The 19,343-nt window shown below is 67.6% G+C and carries 21 protein-coding genes and 1 pseudogene; 8 read left to right on the top strand and 14 right to left on the bottom strand.

Features of this window, described 5'->3' with window-relative positions:
• The 6 genes and pseudogenes from CDO46_RS26280 to fliF form a co-directional block, all read right to left on the bottom strand.
• Positions 1-310 (bottom strand): annotated as a pseudogene (locus CDO46_RS26280) (fimbrial protein FimV); the annotation flags it as partial.
• On the bottom strand, positions 307-762 hold the full coding sequence (fliJ, locus tag CDO46_RS26275; protein ID WP_087841505.1) for a flagellar export protein FliJ: 456 nt from the start codon (positions 760-762) through the stop codon (positions 307-309). The pseudogene CDO46_RS26280 and the gene fliJ, both read right to left, overlap by 4 nt.
• Before the next feature lie 20 nt (positions 763-782).
• Positions 783-2,150, bottom strand: a complete 1,368-nt coding sequence (fliI, locus tag CDO46_RS26270) for a flagellar protein export ATPase FliI (protein WP_303395860.1) — start codon at positions 2,148-2,150, stop codon at positions 783-785.
• 46 nt (positions 2,151-2,196) lie between these two features.
• Positions 2,197-3,009, bottom strand: coding sequence for a flagellar assembly protein FliH (locus CDO46_RS26265; protein ID WP_087841503.1), 813 nt, complete (start codon positions 3,007-3,009; stop codon positions 2,197-2,199).
• Positions 3,002-4,015: a flagellar motor switch protein FliG gene (gene fliG / locus CDO46_RS26260; RefSeq protein ID WP_087841534.1), complete on the bottom strand. Its 1,014-nt coding sequence runs from the start codon at positions 4,013-4,015 to the stop codon at positions 3,002-3,004. The genes CDO46_RS26265 and fliG overlap by 8 nt, the downstream gene beginning before the upstream one ends.
• A 156-nt stretch (positions 4,016-4,171) precedes the next feature.
• Positions 4,172-5,827 (bottom strand): flagellar basal-body MS-ring/collar protein FliF, encoded by a 1,656-nt coding sequence (gene fliF, locus CDO46_RS26255; protein WP_087841502.1) that lies wholly within the window; start codon positions 5,825-5,827, stop codon positions 4,172-4,174.
• 202 nt (positions 5,828-6,029) lie between these two features.
• On the opposite strand from fliF, the gene fliE reads away from it, so the two are divergent.
• The gene (fliE, locus tag CDO46_RS26250) at positions 6,030-6,383 is read left to right on the top strand and encodes a flagellar hook-basal body complex protein FliE (RefSeq protein ID WP_087841501.1); all 354 of its coding nucleotides are present in this window, start codon (positions 6,030-6,032) and stop codon (positions 6,381-6,383) included.
• A 9-nt stretch (positions 6,384-6,392) separates the two neighbouring features.
• On the opposite strand, the gene CDO46_RS26245 is transcribed toward fliE, so the two are convergent.
• The 8 genes from CDO46_RS26245 to CDO46_RS26210 all read right to left on the bottom strand — a co-directional run bounded on the left by CDO46_RS26245 (position 6,393) and on the right by CDO46_RS26210 (position 13,917).
• Positions 6,393-6,734, bottom strand: a complete 342-nt coding sequence (locus CDO46_RS26245; RefSeq protein ID WP_087841500.1) for an EscU/YscU/HrcU family type III secretion system export apparatus switch protein — start codon at positions 6,732-6,734, stop codon at positions 6,393-6,395.
• Positions 6,731-8,008, bottom strand: a complete 1,278-nt coding sequence (locus CDO46_RS26240; RefSeq protein ID WP_087841499.1) for a flagellar hook-length control protein FliK — start codon at positions 8,006-8,008, stop codon at positions 6,731-6,733. Before CDO46_RS26240 ends, CDO46_RS26245 begins: the two co-directional genes overlap by 4 nt.
• A gap of 97 nt (positions 8,009-8,105) precedes the next feature.
• Complete coding sequence (locus tag CDO46_RS26235; protein ID WP_087841498.1) at positions 8,106-8,450, bottom strand: flagellar protein FliT; 345 nt, start codon at positions 8,448-8,450, stop codon at positions 8,106-8,108.
• Positions 8,450-8,857, bottom strand: a complete 408-nt coding sequence (gene fliS / locus CDO46_RS26230; protein WP_243724574.1) for a flagellar export chaperone FliS — start codon at positions 8,855-8,857, stop codon at positions 8,450-8,452. The genes CDO46_RS26235 and fliS overlap by 1 nt, the downstream gene beginning before the upstream one ends.
• A gap of 136 nt (positions 8,858-8,993) precedes the next feature.
• A complete protein-coding gene (fliD, locus tag CDO46_RS26225) occupies positions 8,994-10,454 on the bottom strand; it encodes a flagellar filament capping protein FliD (RefSeq protein WP_087841496.1) in 1,461 nt (486 codons plus the stop codon).
• A 32-nt stretch (positions 10,455-10,486) separates the two neighbouring features.
• Entirely contained in the window at positions 10,487-10,849 is a 363-nt protein-coding gene (locus CDO46_RS26220; RefSeq protein ID WP_087841495.1) for a flagellar protein FlaG, read from the bottom strand.
• Between the two features lie 272 nt (positions 10,850-11,121).
• Positions 11,122-12,537, bottom strand: a complete 1,416-nt coding sequence (locus CDO46_RS26215; RefSeq protein WP_087841494.1) for a flagellin — start codon at positions 12,535-12,537, stop codon at positions 11,122-11,124.
• 258 nt (positions 12,538-12,795) lie between these two features.
• A complete protein-coding gene (locus tag CDO46_RS26210) occupies positions 12,796-13,917 on the bottom strand; it encodes an ATP-binding protein (protein WP_165963216.1) in 1,122 nt (373 codons plus the stop codon).
• 324 nt (positions 13,918-14,241) lie between these two features.
• Here CDO46_RS26210 and flhD point away from each other — a divergent pair, with 324 nt between their 5' ends.
• The 7 genes from flhD (at position 14,242) to CDO46_RS26175 (ending at position 19,334) form a co-directional block, all read left to right on the top strand.
• Complete coding sequence (gene flhD, locus CDO46_RS26205) at positions 14,242-14,556, top strand: flagellar transcriptional regulator FlhD (protein WP_087841533.1); 315 nt, start codon at positions 14,242-14,244, stop codon at positions 14,554-14,556.
• A gap of 36 nt (positions 14,557-14,592) precedes the next feature.
• Positions 14,593-15,150, top strand: coding sequence for a flagellar transcriptional regulator FlhC (flhC, locus tag CDO46_RS26200; RefSeq protein ID WP_087841492.1), 558 nt, complete (start codon positions 14,593-14,595; stop codon positions 15,148-15,150).
• 252 nt (positions 15,151-15,402) lie between these two features.
• Entirely contained in the window at positions 15,403-16,263 is an 861-nt protein-coding gene (gene motA / locus CDO46_RS26195; RefSeq protein ID WP_087841491.1) for a flagellar motor stator protein MotA, read from the top strand.
• Positions 16,264-16,286: 23 nt separating this feature from the next.
• Positions 16,287-17,195 (top strand): flagellar motor protein MotB, encoded by a 909-nt coding sequence (motB, locus tag CDO46_RS26190; RefSeq protein ID WP_087841490.1) that lies wholly within the window; start codon positions 16,287-16,289, stop codon positions 17,193-17,195.
• A 39-nt stretch (positions 17,196-17,234) separates the two neighbouring features.
• Positions 17,235-18,197 (top strand): chemotaxis protein, encoded by a 963-nt coding sequence (locus CDO46_RS26185; protein ID WP_087841489.1) that lies wholly within the window; start codon positions 17,235-17,237, stop codon positions 18,195-18,197.
• The gene (gene cheY / locus CDO46_RS26180; RefSeq protein WP_087841488.1) at positions 18,187-18,582 is read left to right on the top strand and encodes a chemotaxis response regulator CheY; all 396 of its coding nucleotides are present in this window, start codon (positions 18,187-18,189) and stop codon (positions 18,580-18,582) included. The genes CDO46_RS26185 and cheY overlap by 11 nt, the downstream gene beginning before the upstream one ends.
• Entirely contained in the window at positions 18,582-19,334 is a 753-nt protein-coding gene (locus tag CDO46_RS26175) for a protein phosphatase CheZ (protein WP_087841487.1), read from the top strand. The genes cheY and CDO46_RS26175 overlap by 1 nt, the downstream gene beginning before the upstream one ends.
• The last annotated feature ends 9 nt before the right edge of the window (positions 19,335-19,343 follow it).

Genomic DNA, 19,343 nt, shown 5'->3' with positions numbered 1-19,343 from the left:
TGGCGGCGGCCGGCGTCATGGCCGGGTCCACGGGCGGCGCGGCCGCGGGAGCGAGGTAGCTCGCCCACTGCGACAGCCAGGGCAGGTCCGGCGCGATCGCCGGATCGGCATCGTCCTGGCCGCTGGCGGCATCGGCGTCCGCCGCCTCGGGCTGGGCCGGGGGTTCCGTCCGGGCGGGGGCCGGGGCCTCGGACGCCGTCGCCAGCACGTCCTCGAAGGGAAGGCCGGCGGGCGTGCCGTCGCCGGACCCCGCCGAGGCGGGGGCGGGCGCCGCGGCGGGCTGGACGAAGGAGACGGGCAGCGCGCTCACAGCGCGTATCCCGTCGCGGCGCCGAAATGCCGGCGATGGGCGAATTCGTCGATCTGCTTCTGTACGCGCCGGGCCTCGGTCGACTCCTGGCGCTGGGTTTCCCGCTGGGCCAGGATCTCCAGGGACTTGAGCTTGCGCTCTTCGTCGAAGAACGCCGCCCGGGTGGCGTTCATGTGGCCGGCGCAGCGCTCGACTTCCTGCGCCTGTTGTTCGACGGCGTCGGTCAGTTGCTGGATGAAGCGGGCGTAATTGCCGACCAGCGTGCCGTCCAGGCCTATGCCTGTCTGGTTGCGCATGCGCGATTCGTAGTCCGAGCGGTAGTTCTCGATCAGCACCAGGCGTTCCCGGGCGCGCGAATGTGCCGCGGCGGCCTGGGCGAATTCCTGGGCGGCCTTGTTCTTGCGTGCTTCCGCAAGTTCGATCAGCGTGGCGAGCGTGGTGGTGGACGTCATGGCGGGCCTCTGGAGGCGGGTCAAGTGCCGGCGCCGAAGTGTTCGGCGATGGCGGTCATCAGGGTCAGGCTGTCGGCATAGGGCGCGCGCGCCTGCATGTCCTGCTGCAGGAAATTGCCGATGGTGGCGTGCGCGGCGATGGCCTGGTCGAGTTCGGGATCGGTTCCCGGCACGTAGGCGCCCACCTGGATCAGGTCGCGCGAGCGCTGGTAGCGCGAGAACAGCTTTTTCAGGGTGCGCGCATGGCGCTGCTGCTCGGCGCCCACGATGTTGTGCATGGCCCGCGAGATCGATTGTTCGATGTCGATCGCGGGATAGTGGCCGGTGTCGGCCAGTGCCCGGTTGAGCACGATATGGCCGTCCAGGATGGCCCGGGCCGAGTCGGCGATGGGGTCCTGCTGGTCGTCGCCTTCGGTCAGCACCGTATAGAAGGCGGTGATCGAGCCGGCGCCGTGGGTGCCGTTGCCGGCGCGTTCCACCAGCGCGGGAAGCTTGGCGAATACCGATGGCGGATAGCCCTTGGTGGCGGGCGGTTCGCCGATGGCCAGCGCGATCTCCCGCTGGGCCATCGCGTAGCGGGTAAGCGAATCCATGATCAGCAGCACGTTCTTGCCCTGGTCGCGGAAATGCTCGGCCAGCACGGTGGCGTAGGCCGCGCCTTGCAGGCGCATCAGCGGCGCGGCATCGGCGGGCGCCGCGACCACGACTGACCGCGCCAGTCCTTCCGGGCCCAGGATGTGGTCGATGAATTCCTTGACTTCGCGGCCGCGTTCGCCGATCAGGCCCACCACGGTCACGTCGGCCTCGGTGTAGCGCGCCATCATGCCCAGCAGCACGCTCTTGCCGACGCCGGAGCCGGCGAACAGGCCCATGCGCTGTCCGCGTCCCACCGTCAGCATGGCGTTGATGGCGCGCACGCCGACGTCCAGCGGGCGCTCGATGGGCTGGCGTTCGATGGGATTGATGGGCCGCGCGGCCAGCGGCGCGCGCTGGGCGGAAGTGATGGGGCCCAGCCGGTCCAGGGGGCGCCCGGCGCCATCCACCACGCGCCCCAGCAATGCATCGCCCACGGGCAGGTGCTTGGTGATTTCCTCGGCCGGGAGTTCCGCGTCGGCTGCCTGGTCGGCCGGCGGGTAGGAAGGGGGCGACCGCTGCGGCTCCAGCGGCATCACCAGCGACCCCGCCGTCAGTCCATGGACTTCGCTGGATGGCATCAGGAACAGGCGCTCGCCGTTGAAGCCCACTACTTCGGCCTCGGCGGCGCGATCGTGGGCCTGCACGATCCGGCAGGTGCTGCCCACCGGCAGCTTCAGCCCCACGGCTTCCATGACCAGTCCGGCCACGCGCGTCAGGCGGCCCGATGCGGCCACGGGCGACGCGGTCCGCACGCGGGCGGTGCAGCCTTCGAGGAAACGGGCCAGGCTGGCGGGGGCGTCATGCACGTTCGTCGCTCCAGGCGCTGTCCTGTCCCAGCGTGGCCAGGGTCCGTTTCCAGCGCGTGCCCAGGGTGGCATCGATGTCGGACTGCTGGGTGGAGATCCGGCAGCCGCCGGCCTCGACGCCGGCGTCCTCGACGATCTTCCATTGGCCCAGTTCCAGTTCCTCGCCCAGGTGGGCGCGCACCAGTTGCACGTCGGACGGGTGCAGCAGCAACTGCTTGCCGGTTTCGCCGCCCATGAGCTGGTTGAAGGCGTCGCGCACGACCGCCAGGATCACATTGTTGTCCAGCGCCAGTTCGCGCTGGATGACCTGGCGCGCGATCTCGGCGGCAAGTTCCAGCAGCCGGGGAGCCAGGTCGGTCTCGAAGCGGTCGAACACACCCGAGGCGGCGTGCGCCATCGCCTGCAGTTGCTCGGCCTCGCGCCGGGCCGCGGCGCTGCCATGGTCGTAGCCCGCGGCATAGCCTTCGTCGAAGGCCGCCGTCTTGATGCGTTCGACCTCGGCCGGATCGACGGCCGGTGCCGGTGCCGGCGCCGGGGCTACGGGCGGCTGGGCCGCCTCGGCCACGGCAGGTTCCGGCGCCGTGGTTTCCTGCCGCGCGGCCTGTTCGCGCGCGCGGCGGTCGGCTTCTTGCCGGGCGGCGGCCAGCGCCGCCTCGATGGCGCGTTTTTCGTCGGGGGTCTGCGGCCGGCGCCGGGTCTCGCCCTGCATGGACGCATCGCCGAAGGTATCCAGGCGCCAGACGGGCAGGTTGCGGCCCTCGTCGGCGCGCAGGATGCGGCGGGCGCCCAGCAGCGGCTCAGACATACTGTTCCTCGCCCATGCCGTTGATGGCCAGGTCGCCGGACTCGGTCAAACGGCGCGCGATCTTCAGGATTTCCTTCTGCTGCGCCTCGACCTCGGATATCTTGACCGGGCCGCGCACGTCCAGGTCCTCGCGCAGTTGCTGCGCGGCGCGGGCCGGCATGCAGCGGAACACCTTGGCGCGCATCTCGGCGCTGGCGCCCTTGAGCGCGAGGATGAGCGAGTCGGGCGTGACCTCGCGCAGCAGGAGCTGCATGCCGCGGTCGTCGGCGTCGATGAGATTCTCGAAGGTGAACATCTCGTCGATGATGCGTTGCGCCAGCTCCGTGTCGACCTGCTTGACGATGGACAGGATCTGGTGCTCGGACGACGAACCCACGTAATTGAGGATGTCGGCGGCGGTCTTGACGCCGCCCAGCTTGCGGCGCTTGATCTGCTCGTTGCCCGACAGCATCTTCAGCAGCACGTCGTTCAGCTCGCGCAGCGCGGCCGGCTGGATGCCGTCCAGCGTCGCGATGCGCAGCAGGACGTCGCCGCGAACGCGTTCCGCCAGGTGATTGATCACCCCGGCCGACTGGTCGGCCTCCAGGTGTACCAGGATGGAGGCGATGATCTGCGGATGCTCGTGGCGGATCAGTTCGGCCACGCTGGCCGGATCCATCCACTTCAGGCTCTCGATGCCCGAGGTGTCGCCAGTGTGCAGGATGCGGTCCAGCAGGAACCCCGCCTTGTCCGCGCCCAGCGCCTTGGTCAGCACGCTGCGCAGATAGGCGTCGGCATCGGCGCCCAGGCCGGTGTGCGCGCCGATGTCTGTCTCGAAGCGCTGGATCACCTGGTCCATCGCCTCGCGCGGGATGCCTTGCATCCCGGCCATTGCCGTGCCCAGCTTCTGCACCTCGCGCGGCGACAGATACTTCAGCACCTCGGCCGCTTCTTCCTCTCCCAGCGACAACAACAGGATCGCCCCATCGGCCACCCCCTGGTCGGGTTCGGTATTGACCACGTTCATCATCGGCATATCACTTCGTTGCACCCGCCGGCAGCCAGCGACAGCACCGACGCAACAATCCAAGAAACGGGTACTAGACCCAGGATGCGGTGGATCCGGCTCCGCCGGTCCACCCGCATCGCCCCCTGGGGGGCGCGCGAAGCGCGTAGGGGGGGGCTAAACATCGTTCACCCACTGCCGGATCACCGTGGCCACGACCTGCGGGTTCTCGCGTGCGAAGCGGCGGACCTTCTCCAGCGGATCTTCCGGTTGTTCCCCGGCGGCATCGGCGGCCTGGGCTTCGGCCATCATCGTGGGACCGTCGGCCGCGAAGACGGGCTCGGGCGGCGGCGGAGGAGCGGTCATCTGCTTGATGGCCGGACGGATCACCCCGATGATCAGGTACAGCACCGCCAGCGCAAGGACCATCGCCACGCCTATGTCGCGTGCCAGGTTGACGAACTCCGGCTGCTGCCAGAATGCCGGCTCGGAAGCGGCTTCGGCGGTGGCTTCGTTGAACGGGATGCTGATGACCGATACCGAATCGCGGCGCTGCGCGTCGAAGCCGACGGCCTCGTTGACCAGGGCCTTGATCTGGGCCAGTTCGGCATCGCTCAGCGGCGTGCTGACCGTCTCGCCCTTGACCACGCTGGTGCGGTGGTTGACCACCACGGCGGCCGACAGGCGCTTGATGCGGCCCACGGGCTCGCGCACGTAGCGCACGGTCTTGTCCAGCTCGTAGTTGGTGGTGTCGGCCCGCTTCACGTTCTGCGCGGGTAGCTGGGCCTGCGCGCCGGGAGCGGGCGGATTGGTGGCCGCGCCCCCGGTCGTCGGGGCGACGGCGACGCCCGGCGGCGTGTTGCTCAACGTGCCCGGTACGCCTCCGTCCATGCCCTGCGCCGGTTCGCGCGACTCCGAGCTCTGCCGGCTGCGGATCGCGGCCTGGTCGGGCGAGGCGCCATTGGGACGGTAGATCTCGTCGGTCTGCTCGTGCCGGCTGAAGTCCAGGTCGATCGCGACCTGCGCGCGCAGGTTCTGGGCGCCGACGATGGGCGAGATCAGTTCGGAGATGCGGCGGGTGTACTGGCGCTCCAGCGTGCGCAGGTATTCCAGCTGCGTGGCGTCCAGGCCGTTCGGATCGCTATCGTTGGCCGACAGCAGGGTGCCGGTCTGGTCCACCACGCTGACCGCGCCGGGCGCGAGTTCGGGAACGGAGGACGAGACCAGGTGGACGATCCCGGCGACCTGGCCGCGTTCCAGCACGCGGCCGGGTAGCATCTGCACCAGCACCGACGCCGTGGGCCGGTTTTGCTCTCGCATGAAGATGCTGGGCTTGGGAATGGCCAGGTGGACCCGGGCGCTCTTGACGGTGCCCAGGCTCTGGATCGAACGGGCCAGTTCGCCCTCCAGCGCGCGCTGGTAGTTGACCTGCTCCTGGAACTGGGTGAGGCCCAGGCGGCTGTTGTCCATCAGCTCGAAGCCGACGTTGCCGGCGCGCGGCAGGCCCTGCGAGGCCAGGCGCAGCCGGACTTCGTGGACCTGGTCGGGCGCCACCAGGATGACGCTGCCACCGTCGGCGACCCGGTAGGGCACTTTCTGCTGTTGCAGCGCGGCGACGATGGTCCCGCCGTCCTGGTCGGACAGGCCGCTGAACAGGACGCGGTACTCCGGGTCGCGGCTCCACAGCAACGCGGCCACCACGATGGCCACGAGCAGGGGGATGCCGATCAGCAAGGCGAGCCGGTGGCGCGTGGGCAGCCTGCCGAACGACTCCAGGAGCTTGTTACCCCGTGATGCCCCGGCGGCGGGTTGGTTCTGCGTGTCGTCGGCCATGTAATGAAGCGGGGCGTTGAATGCCAGATAAGAAAGAAGGGGCGCCGGAGCGTCCCATTTCCCAGGACTTGTATTATTTGATGCAGAATGTCACAGCCAAGGAAGGAATAGACGGGTTTTGCCCCGGTACTTCCCGGTCTGGATCCTTCCCGCCGCGGCTACCATCGCAGTCTCCAAAGAATTGCCCCATGGGAAACCGCATATGGACCGCATCCAGGACGTGCTCGCATCCTCCACCGGGCAAGCCGGCTCCACCGGCATGGCGCGCGCGGCGCAGATGCTGGCGCGGCCCGATGCCCTGATGGGCGGCGGTGCGGCCGCCGGCGCGGCGCCGGCATCCTTCGCCAACGTCCTGGTCGACGCGATCCAGGGCGTGCAGCGCGCCCAGTCCGAGGCCAGCGCCGTCCAGAAGGCCTACCAGCAAGGCGATCCCGAGGTCGGCCTGGAAACCACGATGATCGCGATGAACAAGGCCAGCCTGTCGTTCCAGATGCTGGCGCAGGCGCGCAACCGCGTGATCGCGGCCTACAACGAAGTCATGAACATGCAGGTCTGAGCCCGGCCTCTACGGGACCTGGCGTCCGTCCGGACCGGCGCCCGCGGCGGCGCCGGCTTCCTCGTCCTGCCTGTACACCCAGGCCAGCACCTCCGCCACCGCCACGTACAGCGAGGGCGGGATGCGGGCATCCAGGTCCACCTTCATCAGCAGATCGATCAGCTCGCGCGAGCTGTGCACGAACACGCCCGCTTCCTTGGCGCGGCGCAGGATTTCCTCGGCGATCGCGCCGCTGCCCTTGGCCACCACGATGGGCGTCTTGCGCTCCTTTTCATAGCGCAGCGCCACCGCCTGGATGCGCTTGGGGTCGAGCGGGTCGTCGGCGGGCGATTCGGCGGCGGGGTGGGTCATGTGCGGGCCGGCGAGCGGGACGCCGTGGCGATCTTGAGGTCGGACATGCGCAGGCCCCGGCCATCCAGCGCCTGCTGCAGGTCCAGGCCGCTGGCGGCAAGGCGGGCCTGCAGGTCGCGCAGGCGCTGGCCGCGCAGTGTACGGGTGTCGGGCTGGATGGCGATGCGGGTATCGGTGCCGTCGAGCGCGATGTCTACCTGCATCGTGCCCAGATTGCGTGTCTGGACCGAGATGCGGACGCGCCAGGCCAGCGGCAGCTCGGGGTCGGCGCCCCTGCCTTCGTCGGGCTCGATTTCCAGCGTGAAGGGTTGTTCCGCCCAGGCGCCTTGCAGGAACAGGCGGCCGCTGGCCAGCGCCGCGATCTGGTCGTGCACGACCTGGCGCACGTCGGGCGGGATGGCGGCCAGGGCCGCTTGCAGACCCTTGGCCGCGCTTTGCTCGGGCGTGGCGGGCTCGGCCGCGGGCGTGGGAGTGCCGGCCTGGGGAGCCGGGTCGCGGGCCTGCGGCGCGGGCGAGAGCGCCGCCTGCGGTTCGGCGCGCAGCGCTTCGATGGGCAGGCGCCCTTCGCGCCACTCCTGCAGGTGGGCTTCGTAGAACAGTCCGGACTGCTGCACGGCCTGCCGGATCTGGCGCGCGGCTTCGTCCGGCAGCGTGCCCGCCGGGATGCGCAGGGCGTCCAGGGGCACGCTGCGCTGCGTCCCGCCGGTCTCGTCGACCAGCGCGAGCAGCAGGCGGGCCGAGCCGCTCAGCATCACCTTGGTGTCGCCGGTCTCGAGCTTGAGTTCTGCCAGCGACGGCATGGGCACCGGCGAGACCCCGCGCACCGCGCGCGCGGCCATCTCCGGTGAAGCCGCCTCGGTGTCGGCCGTGGCGGCAGGCAGGGGGCTTTGTCCCCGGCCGCCGCCATCGCCCGGCGATCGCGGGCCGCCGATACGGCCGCCGTCCTCGCCGTGCAGGAAGGTGCGGTCGTCCAGCAGCCGCAGCACCACGGTCATGCCCGGACTCAGTGCCTGGCGTGTATTGATCAGATAGGGCTTGCCCGCGATGTTGACCAGCGCTTCGGTATCGCTGTTGGCCTGCAGCACCGTGGCCCGGACCAGCCCGTGCGGCAGTCCCGGCGAGCCGGGAGGGCGCGTGCCGCCTGCCGCGCTGCCGCCGGACACGTTCAGCAGCCGCGCGAGCACCGCCTCGCGGGCGTCTTCGCGATAACGCTCCCAGCTCTGCGCGGGGGAGACGCCGCTGATCGGCTGCGTCTGGCGAGTGTCCGCTACCAAGCGCCGTCTCCAGATATGTCGGGGCTATGCATGTCGTTCCGTCCCATGGACGCCCGGCCTGGCGGGCTGCGGCCCGCCAGGCGCGGCGTCGGCCCGTTCAGCGGTACATCTGCACGCCGAAGGCATGACGCCGGGGCCGGAGTATCTGCTCCAGTTCCCGCATCCACGGCTCGGCGATGTTCCGGGTGGCGGCGTCGTTGGCAAGGATCTCGCGTATCAAGTGCATGCAGGTTTCGCGTTCGGCGGGCGGGCAGGTCTCGATGGGGCATCGGCGCAATTGTCCCACGAGCCCGGCACAGGCCGATTCGCTGGCCGTGACGGCATCCCAGTCGCCCCGTTGCGCCGCGGCCAGCATCGTGCGGCTGATCTCGGCCAGCTGACCGTAGAGCACCGCCAGCTGGGCGGGATCGGGCGCCATGCCGTTGTCCTTGTGCATCGTCATCAGGCGGCCGCCTGGCTGTCGGGCTGGATCGAGGCCCAGGCCTCGCGCAGGCCGTCCAGCAGGCGCACGCTTTCCAGGATGGGGGCGGGGTCGTTGTCGATGCCGGCCTGCATCGTGCGCCGAAGCATGTAGTCGTAGAGGGCGTTCAACTGCCCGGCCAGGTCGCCGCCGGCCTTGTGGTCCAGGCTCGCGCGCAGGCCTTCGTCCAGGATGCGCGTGGCGCGGCTGAGCGCCCGGGTCTTGCCGAGCGGGTCGTTGGCCTCGATGCAGCCGATGGCCTTGCGCAGCGATTCCAGCGCGCCATCGTAGAGCATCAGGATCAGCGCATGGGGACTGGAGCTGGATACCCCGGTCTCCACCCCGACGCTGGCATAGGCTCTTGCCCCGAAATTTCCGAATCCCGACACGTGCGACTCCTGCTGAACGCATAGGGGCATGCCGCGTGCGCGGCAGCCCTGACGGATTTAACGGCCTGGCGCGCCGGGCTTAAAGCGGGAATTGGCGTGGCAAAACCGCCGAGTTCCCATTGGCGCGCCCGCCACGTTACTTGTTGAGGTTCTTCAACGCCTCGATCTGCTGGGTCAGGAAGCTGCCGGTGTTGTTGAGCTGGGTCAGCAGCGAATCGAGCGCCGTGAACTGCTGGCGGTAGCGCGCCTCGATCTGTTCCAGGCGATTGCTCATCTGGTTCTGCTGGGTCTCCAGGGTCTTGATCGTGCTTTTCAGGCCGTCGGTGCGGCTGTCGATCACGCCCTTGCTGTCGGTGTAAGGCGACAGCTGGGCGGTGAAGCGCTCGACCAGGCTTTGCGAGCCTTCGCCAAAAGGCTTGGGGGTGAACAGCCTGGACACGGCGCTGGGATCCGCCGCCATGGCCTTGTTGAACTTGTCGGTGTCCAGCGTCAGCGCCCCGTCCTGGTCGAAACCCACGCCCAGCGAGGCCAGCGTCGTGTAGGGGCCGGTGGCGCCCTGCATCGGCGAGAAGACTTCATTGCGCATGCGGGCGGTCAGGTCGCGCACCAGTCCGTCGCCGGCCAGCGGCCCGGTGGTGCCGGCCTTGCCCCGGGTCTCGCTGGGCGCGTTGGCCGATAGCGCCGCCGCCACGTTCAGGAAGGAGTTGTAGGCGGTGACCAGCGATTGCAGCGCCGCCGCGCCGCCGCTGGGTGACGGATTGGTGGCGATCGTGGTGGTGCCGGACTTCTGCAGGGTGATGGTGACGCCGTCGAGCACCGATGTGACGGTGTTGGTGGCGCTTGTCACTTCCATGCCGTCCAGCTTGAATTGGGCGTCGGCGCCGGCTTGAAGCCGGCTCATGCCGGCTGGCGAGCCGCCGCTGGAATAGGACGGGGCGGTGGCCGGGTCGTAATCGAAGAAGTCCAGCGAACGGGTACCGCCCGCACCCGAGTCCGAACTGGTCACCTGGAAGGCATTGGCCGCGCCGGTGGTGGTGGACGTCAATACCAGCCGCGATCCGGAGCCGTCGGTGACCAGCGAGGCCGTGACGCCCATTTCCGCCTTGTTGATGGCATCGCGCAGGCCGGACAGGGTGTTGTTGGTGGCATCGATGACGATGGACTTGGCCTCGGCCTCGCCGGCGACGAAGCTGCCGTTCTCGACCTTGCCGAGTTTGAAGGTAAGGGTGCCCGCGTTCAATTGCGCATCGTTGGCCAGCGCGCCGCTGACGGCCTTCTCGGCCTGGGCCAGCGACGTGACGTCGAGCTTGTGGCTGATCTTGCCGGCCTTGTTGTCGGCCGTGATGAAGGCGACCGACGAGTCCGACGAGCTGCCGACCAGGCCCGTGAATTTTTCCGGCGTCAGGCCGGAGGCCGCCGTCAGCAACGAAGACAGTGAGCTCTTGAGCTGGCCCAGCGCAGAGATCTTGGTCTGGGCCGAGGTGGCCTGGGCCTGCAGCTTGGTCAGCGGCACCTTTTCGGCCGCCATCAGGTTGGTCAGGAGGGTGGACAGTTCGAGGCCGGAGCCCACGCCAAGGGCGGATCCTACGCTAGCCATGGAGTATTCCTGGTATCGGGTTGGCGGGCGGTTCAGGCCTTGCGGCTGAACAGGGCGCCCTTGATCTGGTCCAGCGAACGGCTGAGCGCCAGCGCTTCCTCGGACGGGATCTGCCGGATCACGTCCTGGGTGTCGCTGTCGATCACCTTGACCACGACCTTGCCGCTGTCGTCGTCGATGCTGAAAGTCAGGTTGTGCGCCGCCAGCGGAACGAAGCGGTTGAAGGCGTCGACCGCGGCCCGCAGTTCCCCCACGTCCGGCACTTGAGCCGTGGCCGGCAGCGACGGGTCGAGCAGGTTGGTCGAGCCCGCGGGCGCGATGGGCCTGGCGGCCGACGCGGCGGCCGTTGCCAGGCTGCGCAGGTCGGCGGCGGTATCGATGGCGTTGATGCTCATGTGGGTTCCGTGGCGTTGAGGGGCGATGCCGCCGGGGGCGACGCGATACGTTGATTAACGGGAAGGAGAAGGAAAACTTGAGGGAAGGGAGCTTGCCCCGGAGGATGGCCGCAGGCAAAAAAATGCCCCCACGCTTGCCGCTACGCGGCGGCGCTGCCCCCCGAGGGGGCGCTTTTTGCCTTGGGGCGGCCCGGCGGCAAAAAAATCCCCGCCCGGCGCAAGGCGGGGCGGGGACGGCCGCCGGAAGGAAACCGGCGGAAGTGCCGCAATGCTTAGCCGCGGAGCAGCGTCAGCACGTTGTTGGGCAGCGAGTTGGCCTGTGCCAGCATCGCGGTGCCGGCCTGCTGCAGGATCTGGCCGCGGGTGAGCGCAGCGGTTTCCGACGCGAAGTCGGCGTCCTGGATGCGGCTGCGCGACGAGGACAGGTTCTCCGAGGTGGTTTCCAGGCTGGAGACCACCGAGGTGAAGCGGTTCTGGATCGCACCCAGCGAGGCGCGCGCGTCGCTGACCGTGGACAGGGCAGCGTCCAGCGCGGACAGGGCATTGGAGGCGCCGGCGACGGTCGAGATGTCGATGGCGTTCAGGGCGGTGCCCGTCTGGGTGATGGTGCCGGTCAGCGCGAAGACGCCGTTGCTGCTGATCGAGCCGGTCACGCCGGTGGGAGCCTTGTACGAGACGTTCAGCGTAGCGCCCGTGATGCCGGCGGCGGCCAGGCCGAAGTCGGCCAGCGTGGAGCCGACGGCGGTGCCCAGCGTCAGGGCGCCGATCGTGATGTTGCGGCCGTCGGCGGCTTCGAGCTTCAGGCCCGAACCGGTGTCGATGGCGCGCACGCCGGTGGTGGCCGATTGCGCGTTGATCGCGGTCAGGGCGTTTTCACGGTTGGTCGCGGCGTTGGTGGTCGCGGTCAGGTTGATCGTCAGGCCGTTCAGCGTGAAGCTGGCGGTGCCGGCGGTCGTGGTCGTGACCGCCGACGTGCCGGTGGCTTCGGTGGCGTTGGCGGTGACGCTCAGGCCGGCGATGCCTTGCGTGTTCAGGGCATTGGCGATGGCCTTGGCGTCGTTGGCGATGCTGCCCAGGTCGAACGTGCCGGCCGAACCGAAGGTGACGGTCTGCGCCGCGGCGGTATCGCTGGCGGTACCGATCGACAGGTTGGTCGCGTTGAAGCCGTTGTACTGGCCCAGCGTCGAGGCCCTGGCATCGGCGATGTTGGAGATGGTGATGGTCTGGCCGGCGTTGGCGCCGACCTGGAATTTCTGGGCGGCGAACGAGCCGTCCAGCAGCTTGGTGCCGTTGAAGTCGGTGTCGCGGGCGACGCGATCGATTTCGGCGGTCAGCTCGGCCACTTCCTTCTGCAGCGAGGCGCGGTCATCGGCCGAGTTGGTCGAGTTGGCCGATTGCACGGCCAGCGTGCGGATGCGTTGCAGGTTGGTGCCGATCTGGCTCAGCGCGCCTTCGGCGGTCTGTGCCAGCGAGATGCCGTCGTTGGCGTTGCGCACGGCCTGGTTCAGGCCGTTGATCTGCGTGCTCATGCGCTCGGAAATGGCCAGGCCGGCGGCGTCGTCCTTGGCACTGTTGATGCGCAGGCCGGTCGACAGGCGCTGCAGGGCGGTGTTGACGGCGCTCTGCGAGCTGTTCAGGTTGCGCTGCGCGTTCAGCGAAGCGATGTTGGTGTTGATGACTTGTGCCATGACCTATCTCCGTGAGGGTGAGTCATATGGTGTTTCAGGGAGGGGCCCTGGGGGCCCGACGATGCATCCGCGGCTGGAGGTCCTTCCGCAATTGCGCCAGGGCCATCGCTGGCTGCATGCAATGCCGGCGTGGCCGCGTTGAGGCAATTAACGGGGCGGCGATTTGAAAACTTTAGGCGGGGAAGGGGGCGGGATGGAAAAAAATACCGCTAAAGTTTCGCCGCCGCGGTCCGATTGCGGGCGGTGCCGGAGCGGGCTTCAGGCCGGTGTTTCCAGCGTGAAGTAGAAGGTCGCGCCTTGTCCGGGCGCGCTTTCGGCCCAGATCTGCCCGCCGTGGCGGTTGATGATGCGGCGGACGGTGGCCAGGCCGATGCCGGTGCCGGGAAAGTCGCAGGTGCGGTGGAAGCGCTGGAAGGCGCCGAACATGCGTTCGGCGTTCTGCGCATCGAAGCCGGCGCCGTTGTCGCGTACGAAATAGATGGTGCTGTTGCCACGCAGGAGGCTGCCGAACTGGATGTGGGCCTCGGCCCGCTTGCCGGTGAATTTCCAGGCATTGCCCAGCAGGTTGTCCAGCACGATGCGCATGAGCCCGGCATCGCACTCGGCCAGCGCCGAGGCGGGCAGTTCGTACTCGACCTGGCGGTCGGGCTGGCTGCGGCGCAGGCTGGCCAGGACCTCGCGAGCGATGGCCGCCAGGTCGACCCGGGCCTTGAGCAGGCTGCTCTGGTTGATGCGGGCGAGCTGAAGCAGGTCGCCGATCAGGTCCTCCATGCGCTGTGCGTTGTCCACGATGTGCCGCAGGTGCTTGGCGTCGGTTTCGTTGGCCTGGCCGGCCAGCCCGCGCTCGAGCAGCCCGGCGAAGCCGGCGATCTGGCGCAGCGGCGCGCGCAGGTCATGGGAGACGGAGTACGAGAAGGCTTCCAGTTCCTCGTTGATCACGCTCAGCAGGTGGGTGCGCTGGGCCACCCGCTTTTCGAGTTCGTTCTGGATGCGGCGGGCGGCTTCCTGCTGTTCCATGTGCTGCGTGATGTCCTGCGCGTAGCCGGACACGGCGATCGACTCACCCTCGTCGTTGCACAGGCAGCTCATCTGGATCTCGAACCAGCGCGGCTCGCCCTTTACCGTCCAGATCTGCTCGAAGCGCTTGCGCGTGCGGGATTCCAGTAGTTGCCGATGGCGTAGCGCGTGGACGCGGGCGATCGAGGCAGGCATGAGCTCTTCCATGGCCTTGCCCAGGCAGTCTGCCGCCCGGGCGATGCCGAGCATGTCGGCGTAGGCCTGGGAGACGTACCGGTAGCGGCCTTCCCGGTCCACGACCCAGGTGGCGACCGGGAGCGATTCCAGCGCGGCTTCCAGCAGGGCATGGTCGTTCCCGGCCAAGCTCGCTACCTGCTGGATGGGTGGAACCGCATTTCGCATTTACGTGTTCAAATGAAACAAGTGATACAGAATCTGTAAGAAAAATTCTTACATGCGGAGTTTACCTAAGCAGACGCGAATTCCAGCGGGGTTCCAATGCCAATTTGGTAACAAGTGTCCAATAATTTACATATTGAATTGGTCCCTGCGCCGGCGGAAATAGCCGGCCAGGATACTTGTTTTTTCTTTCCCGTTTGCGGGATTACCCTGAAAGGAATCGCGATGACTCAAGTTTGCGACGTGGTCGATGTGGACGTATCGGCTCCCCAGGCCGCGACTTCCCCCATGTCCCGGCTGAGCGAAGAGATCCGCGATGCCAATCTGACCTATCTCATGCTGGCGCAGCAGATGCTGCGGGTCGATCGCAGCGAGGCGCTCTATCGCCTGGGCATCACGAGCGAGGTGGCCGATATCCTTTCTTCGCTGACCACGGCCCAGTTGCTCAAGATCGCCGGCTCCAGCATGCTGCTCGCCCGATTCCGCTTCGACGACTCGCTGGTCTGGAACCTGCTGTCCTCGCCCAAGCGCGACGATGTTTCCCCCCGTATCCATGCCGCCATTCTGATGGCCGGACGTACCGCCGCGATGGCCGCATCCTGAGCCACGCCATGTCTTGCAGCAGTATCCGGAGGCAGCATGGCTCGCGCTAAGAGCGTGCTGTCCGAGGCGCGCCAGATCGAGATCGCGTCCGAACTCATCCGCCTCGATGCCCGGTTGCAGGTGCTCGAGGCGGAGGTGCAGCTGTCGCGCGAGCGCCTGCTGCGCCTGTACCGCGAGATCCGCGGAAAATCTCCCCCCAAGGGCATGCTGCCGTTCTCCACGGACTGGTTCATGACCTGGCAGCCCAACATCCACGCTTCGCTGTTCATGAACATCCACCGCCACCAGGTGGGCCTGGACGACGCGACGGCGGTCGAGGCGCTGATCCGTGCCTATCGCCTGTACCGGGAGCAGATCGGGCAACTGGGCCTGCCCGAGGTCCTGTCGATCACGCGGGCCTGGCGCCTGACCCGGTTCTTCGACGCCGGCATGCTGGGCATGACGGCCTGCACCTGCTGCGGCGGCGAATTCGTCACCCATACCTTCGAGCTGGCCCACCAGTACGTCTGCGGGCTTTGCCATATGCCGTCCCGTGCCGGCAAGACCCGGCGCACGGCCAACGCCGCGCAGGCCGCCAAGGCGGCCCCCCGCTGATGCCGGCCACGGGAGCTTCCGCTCTCAAGTTTTGTTTTTGCCGGCCGAAAACCCGTTCATGGCTTCGCGCAATGTGCCACCGAAGCCTGATTGCCCCACGCACGTCGTTCCCCAGACTCCTGGCCCGGCAAGGCCCCGATGCTCCGCATCGAGGCCCTTTGCCCAGACCCAGGATGCGGTGGATCCGGCTCCGCCGGTCCACCCGCATCGCCCCCTGGGGGGCGCGCGAAGCGCGTAGGGCGGGACATCCACATGCTCGTCATCATCGGCTACATCATCGTTGGGGCGTCTGTGCTGGGCGGATATGCCATGCATGGCGGCTCGCTGGGCGCGCTGTTCCAGCCGTTCGAACTCGTCATCATCGCCGGCGCGGCCCTGGGCGCGTTCGTGTGCGGCAACTCCAGCAAGGTAGTGCGGGCGACGCTGAAGGCGCTGCCGACCACGCTGCACGGCTCGCGCTTCACCAAGCAGCGCTACCTCGACCTGCTGGCGCTGCTGTACGAGATCCTGAACCGGGTGCGGCGCGAAGGCCTGATGTCCATCGAGGCCGACGTCGAGGAGCCCCACAACAGTCCGTTGTTCCAGAAATACCCCGCGCTGGTGGCCGACGAGCACCTGGTCGAGTTCGTGACCGACTACCTGCGGCTGATGGTAAGCGGCAACCTGAATCCGCTGGAGCTGGAAGCCCTGATGGACCAGGAAATCGACACCCACCACCAGGAGGCCAGCGTGCCGGCGCATGCCATCCAGCGTATCGCCGACGGGCTGCCGGCCTTCGGCATCGTCGCCGCGGTCATGGGCGTGGTCAACGTGATGGGATCGGTGGGCGAGCCGCCGGCCGTGCTGGGCGCCAAGATCGGGGCGGCGCTGGTCGGCACCTTCGTCGGCATCCTGCTGGCCTACGGCATCGTCGGTCCGCTGGCCTCGGTGCTGGAGCAGAAGGTAAGCGAAAGCAGCAAGCAGCTCGAATGCATCAAGGTGGCCCTGCTGGCGAGCCTGAACGGCTATGCGCCCGCGCTGGCCGTGGAGTTCGGCCGCAAGGTGCTGTTCTCGACCGAGCGTCCCACGTTCGGCGAGCTGGAGGACACGGTGCGGGGCAAGTCCGCGGCATGACGGCACGGTAGGGAGTCGCGATCATGGCAGGCAAGGACGGCGCAGCGCCGATCATCATCAGGCGGTCCCGCAAGCGGGCCGGCAAGGCCCATGGCGCGGGCATGTGGAAGATCGCCTATGCGGACTTCGTCACCGCCATGATGGCCTTCTTCCTGCTGATGTGGCTGCTGACGACGTCGGCCCAGGCCGACCTGGAGGGCATCTCCGAATATTTCCGTACGCCCCTGCGCGTGGCGGTCACGTCCGGGAGCGTGGCGGGCGATCCGGTCAGCGTGCTGACGGGCGGCCAGCATGTGAGTCCCCGCATCACGCCCCAGCGCCGGGCCAGCGACGAAGAGCAGGAGGCCCGCGAGCGCCGCAAGCTGGAGGGCCTGAAATCCGAACTCGAGAGCCTGATCTTCACGCAGCCCACGCTGACCCAGTTCAAGGACCAGATCCTGCTGGATTTCACCGACGAGGGGCTGCGGATCCAGATCGTGGACGAGAAGAACCGGCCCATGTTCGATACCGGCAAGACCGTGCTGAAGGACTACAGCCGCGTCATCCTGGACGAGCTGGCCCGCGTGCTGAACGGCGTCGAGAACAAGATCTCGATTTCGGGCCATACCGACTCGACGCCCTATGCTGGCGGCAATGGCGGCTACAGCAATTGGGAACTCTCGGCCGACCGCGCCAATGCGGCACGGCGCGAAATGCTGACCGCCGGGATGCAGGAGGACAAGGCGTTGCGCGTGGTCGGGCTGTCCGACTCCGTGCCCTTCAACCGTGCCGACATGAAGGCGGCCGAGAACCGGCGCATCAGCATCGTGGTGCTGAACAAGCGCAGCGAGGAATTTCTCAAGAAAGGCGGCGTTTATGTCGATGTACCCGCCATTCCCGGCAGGTTGAACGACGGGACGCCGTTGCGGGTGTCCGCTCTGGAATCGCAATGATCACTGGGCCGGCTTGGGCCGGCCGGTATGGAGGATGCTATGGGTGCCGGTGACAATCGGTTGATGGAAATGGTGGACGAGAAGGCCCGGCTGGCCGGTTCCAACAAGATGGAGCTGCTGCTGTTCTCGCTGGGGGGCAGCGAGGTCTTCGGCATCAACGTGTTCAAGGTGCGCGAAGTGTGCGAGACGATTCCGATCACCCGCACGCCGAACGTGCCGCGCGGGGTGGAGGGCATCATTTCGCTGCGCGGCGCGATCCTGCCGGTCATCGATCTGGCCACCACGATCAACATGAAGGTCGACGCGCCGCGCACCAAGCTGCTGATCACCGAGTTCTCCAGCCATACGCAGGCCTTTCTCGTGGCGGACGTGGACCGCATCGTGCGCATCGACTGGGACAAGGTCAAGTCGCCGCAGTCCATGCCATCGAACAACACGTCGTTCATGACGGCGCTGACCGAGCTGGCCGATGGCAAGCTGGTGTCCATCCTGGACGTCGAGCAGATCCTGGCCTCGGTCATCGGCGAGGACAAGATCCCGTCCGAGATCCAGCAGGTCGATGCCGACATCAAGGCGAACGTGTTCTTTGCCGACGATTCCTCGCTGGCGCGCAAGAAGATCACGGAGGTGCTGGACCGGATGGGGCTGCCGCACCAGCATGCCACCAACGGCGCGGACGCCTGGGACAAGCTCAAGGGCATCGCGGCCCGGGCCGAGGCCGAGAAGCTGCCGCTCGACCTGATGCTGGGGCTGATCCTGGTCGATGCCGAGATGCCCGAGATGGACGGCTACGTGCTGACCCGCCACATCAAGTCCGATCCCCGCTTCGCGAAGATTCCCGTCGTGATGCATTCGTCGCTGTCGTCGGTCGCCAACAAGAAGCTCGGGCAGCAGGTGGGCGTCGATGCCTATGTCGCGAAATTCCACCCCTCGGAACTGGCTAGTATGATCGCCGCTCAACTCACACACATCAAGGCCAGAAAGGGAGCAAATGAAGCCTGACGATTTGAAGTTCCTTATCGTCGACGATTTTTCGACGATGCGGCGCATCGTCCGCAATCTCTTGAAGGAACTCGGCTACAACAACGCCGACGAGGCCGAGGACGGCCAGATCGCATTGAGCAAGCTGCGCAGCGGCCTGTTCAATTTCGTGGTCAGCGACATCAACATGCCGAACATGAACGGCTTCGAGCTGCTGCGCGAGATCCGCGCCGACGACCAGCTCAAGAAGCTGCCCGTGCTGCTGGTGACCGCCGAGGCCAAGAAGGAAGACATCGTGCTGGCCGCCCAGATCGGGGCGAACGGCTACATCGTCAAGCCCTTCACCAAGGCGACGCTGGAAGAGAAGCTGACCAAGATCGTGCAGAAAATGAGCGGGAGCACGTAATGGCCCATACCGGCGATACCGAAGACCTCGAAGCGTTGTTCGACCAGATTTCGTCCGAGACCCTGGCTCGGCTCGACGCCGAACCGGCGGCCGACGCGGCCCCGGCCGCGGATCCCGCCGCGAGCGCGGGCGAGGCGGCGGCCGAGCAGTCGCCGGAGTTCTACCAGCGGGTCGGCATGCTGACCCGGCAGTTGCACGACGCGTTGCGCGAGCTGGGCTACCACCAGAAGGTGGAGCAGGCCGTCCACTCGCTGCCCGACACGCGCCAGCGCCTGGACTACATCGCGCGGCTGACGGGACAGGCCGCCGAACGCGCCCTGTCCAACGTCGAGAAAGGCCAGGAGATCCAGGAGGGCGTGGAGCGGGAAGGCGCTCGCCTGAGCGGGCGGTGGCGCGAGCTGTACGAGCGCCGGCTGGGCGTCGACGACTTCAAGCAGGTGGCGGCCGACACCAGTGCCTTCTTGGACCGTACCCAGGAGGATGCCCGAGCCACCCAGGCGCTGCTGACCGACATCATGATGGCGCAGGATTTCCATGACCTGACGGGCCAGGTCATCCAGAAGGTGCTCAAGCTCGCCCAGGACTTCGAGGACGAGCTGGTCAAGCTGCTGATCGAGAGCACGCCTCCCGAGAAGCGCAATGCCGCGCACAGCGAATGGATGAACGGCCCCGTCATCGACGCCTCCAGCCGCGACGACGTGGTGACCAACCAGGCGCAGGTCGACGACCTGCTGGAAAGCCTGGGATTTTGAGCGAGTAAA

Origin of the sequence: Pigmentiphaga sp. NML030171 (genome assembly GCF_002188635.1) — a bacterium.
GTDB classification, from domain to species: Bacteria; Pseudomonadota; Gammaproteobacteria; order Burkholderiales; family Burkholderiaceae_B; genus Pigmentiphaga; species Pigmentiphaga daeguensis.
The sequence above is the reverse complement of the archived record's forward strand: the minus strand, read 5'-3'. Positions and strand labels throughout refer to the sequence as shown.

Excerpts from the sequence above, each read along its gene's own strand:
- fliJ (WP_087841505.1), bottom strand. The coding sequence starts at position 762 with ATGACGTCCACCACCACGCTCGCCACGCTGATCGAACTTGCGGAAGCA.
- CDO46_RS26265 (WP_087841503.1), bottom strand. The coding sequence starts at position 3,009 with ATGTCTGAGCCGCTGCTGGGCGCCCGCCGCATCCTGCGCGCCGACGAG.
- fliG (WP_087841534.1), bottom strand. The coding sequence starts at position 4,015 with ATGAACGTGGTCAATACCGAACCCGACCAGGGGGTGGCCGATGGGGCG.
- fliF (WP_087841502.1), bottom strand. The coding sequence starts at position 5,827 with ATGGCCGACGACACGCAGAACCAACCCGCCGCCGGGGCATCACGGGGT.
- fliE (WP_087841501.1), top strand. The coding sequence starts at position 6,030 with ATGGACCGCATCCAGGACGTGCTCGCATCCTCCACCGGGCAAGCCGGC.
- CDO46_RS26245 (WP_087841500.1), bottom strand. The coding sequence starts at position 6,734 with ATGACCCACCCCGCCGCCGAATCGCCCGCCGACGACCCGCTCGACCCC.
- CDO46_RS26235 (WP_087841498.1), bottom strand. The coding sequence starts at position 8,450 with ATGACGATGCACAAGGACAACGGCATGGCGCCCGATCCCGCCCAGCTG.
- fliD (WP_087841496.1), bottom strand. The coding sequence starts at position 10,454 with ATGGCTAGCGTAGGATCCGCCCTTGGCGTGGGCTCCGGCCTCGAACTG.
- CDO46_RS26220 (WP_087841495.1), bottom strand. The coding sequence starts at position 10,849 with ATGAGCATCAACGCCATCGATACCGCCGCCGACCTGCGCAGCCTGGCA.
- CDO46_RS26215 (WP_087841494.1), bottom strand. The coding sequence starts at position 12,537 with ATGGCACAAGTCATCAACACCAACATCGCTTCGCTGAACGCGCAGCGC.
- flhD (WP_087841533.1), top strand. The coding sequence starts at position 14,242 with ATGTCCCGGCTGAGCGAAGAGATCCGCGATGCCAATCTGACCTATCTC.
- flhC (WP_087841492.1), top strand. The coding sequence starts at position 14,593 with ATGGCTCGCGCTAAGAGCGTGCTGTCCGAGGCGCGCCAGATCGAGATC.
- motA (WP_087841491.1), top strand. The coding sequence starts at position 15,403 with ATGCTCGTCATCATCGGCTACATCATCGTTGGGGCGTCTGTGCTGGGC.
- motB (WP_087841490.1), top strand. The coding sequence starts at position 16,287 with ATGGCAGGCAAGGACGGCGCAGCGCCGATCATCATCAGGCGGTCCCGC.
- CDO46_RS26185 (WP_087841489.1), top strand. The coding sequence starts at position 17,235 with ATGGGTGCCGGTGACAATCGGTTGATGGAAATGGTGGACGAGAAGGCC.
- cheY (WP_087841488.1), top strand. The coding sequence starts at position 18,187 with ATGAAGCCTGACGATTTGAAGTTCCTTATCGTCGACGATTTTTCGACG.
- CDO46_RS26175 (WP_087841487.1), top strand. The coding sequence starts at position 18,582 with ATGGCCCATACCGGCGATACCGAAGACCTCGAAGCGTTGTTCGACCAG.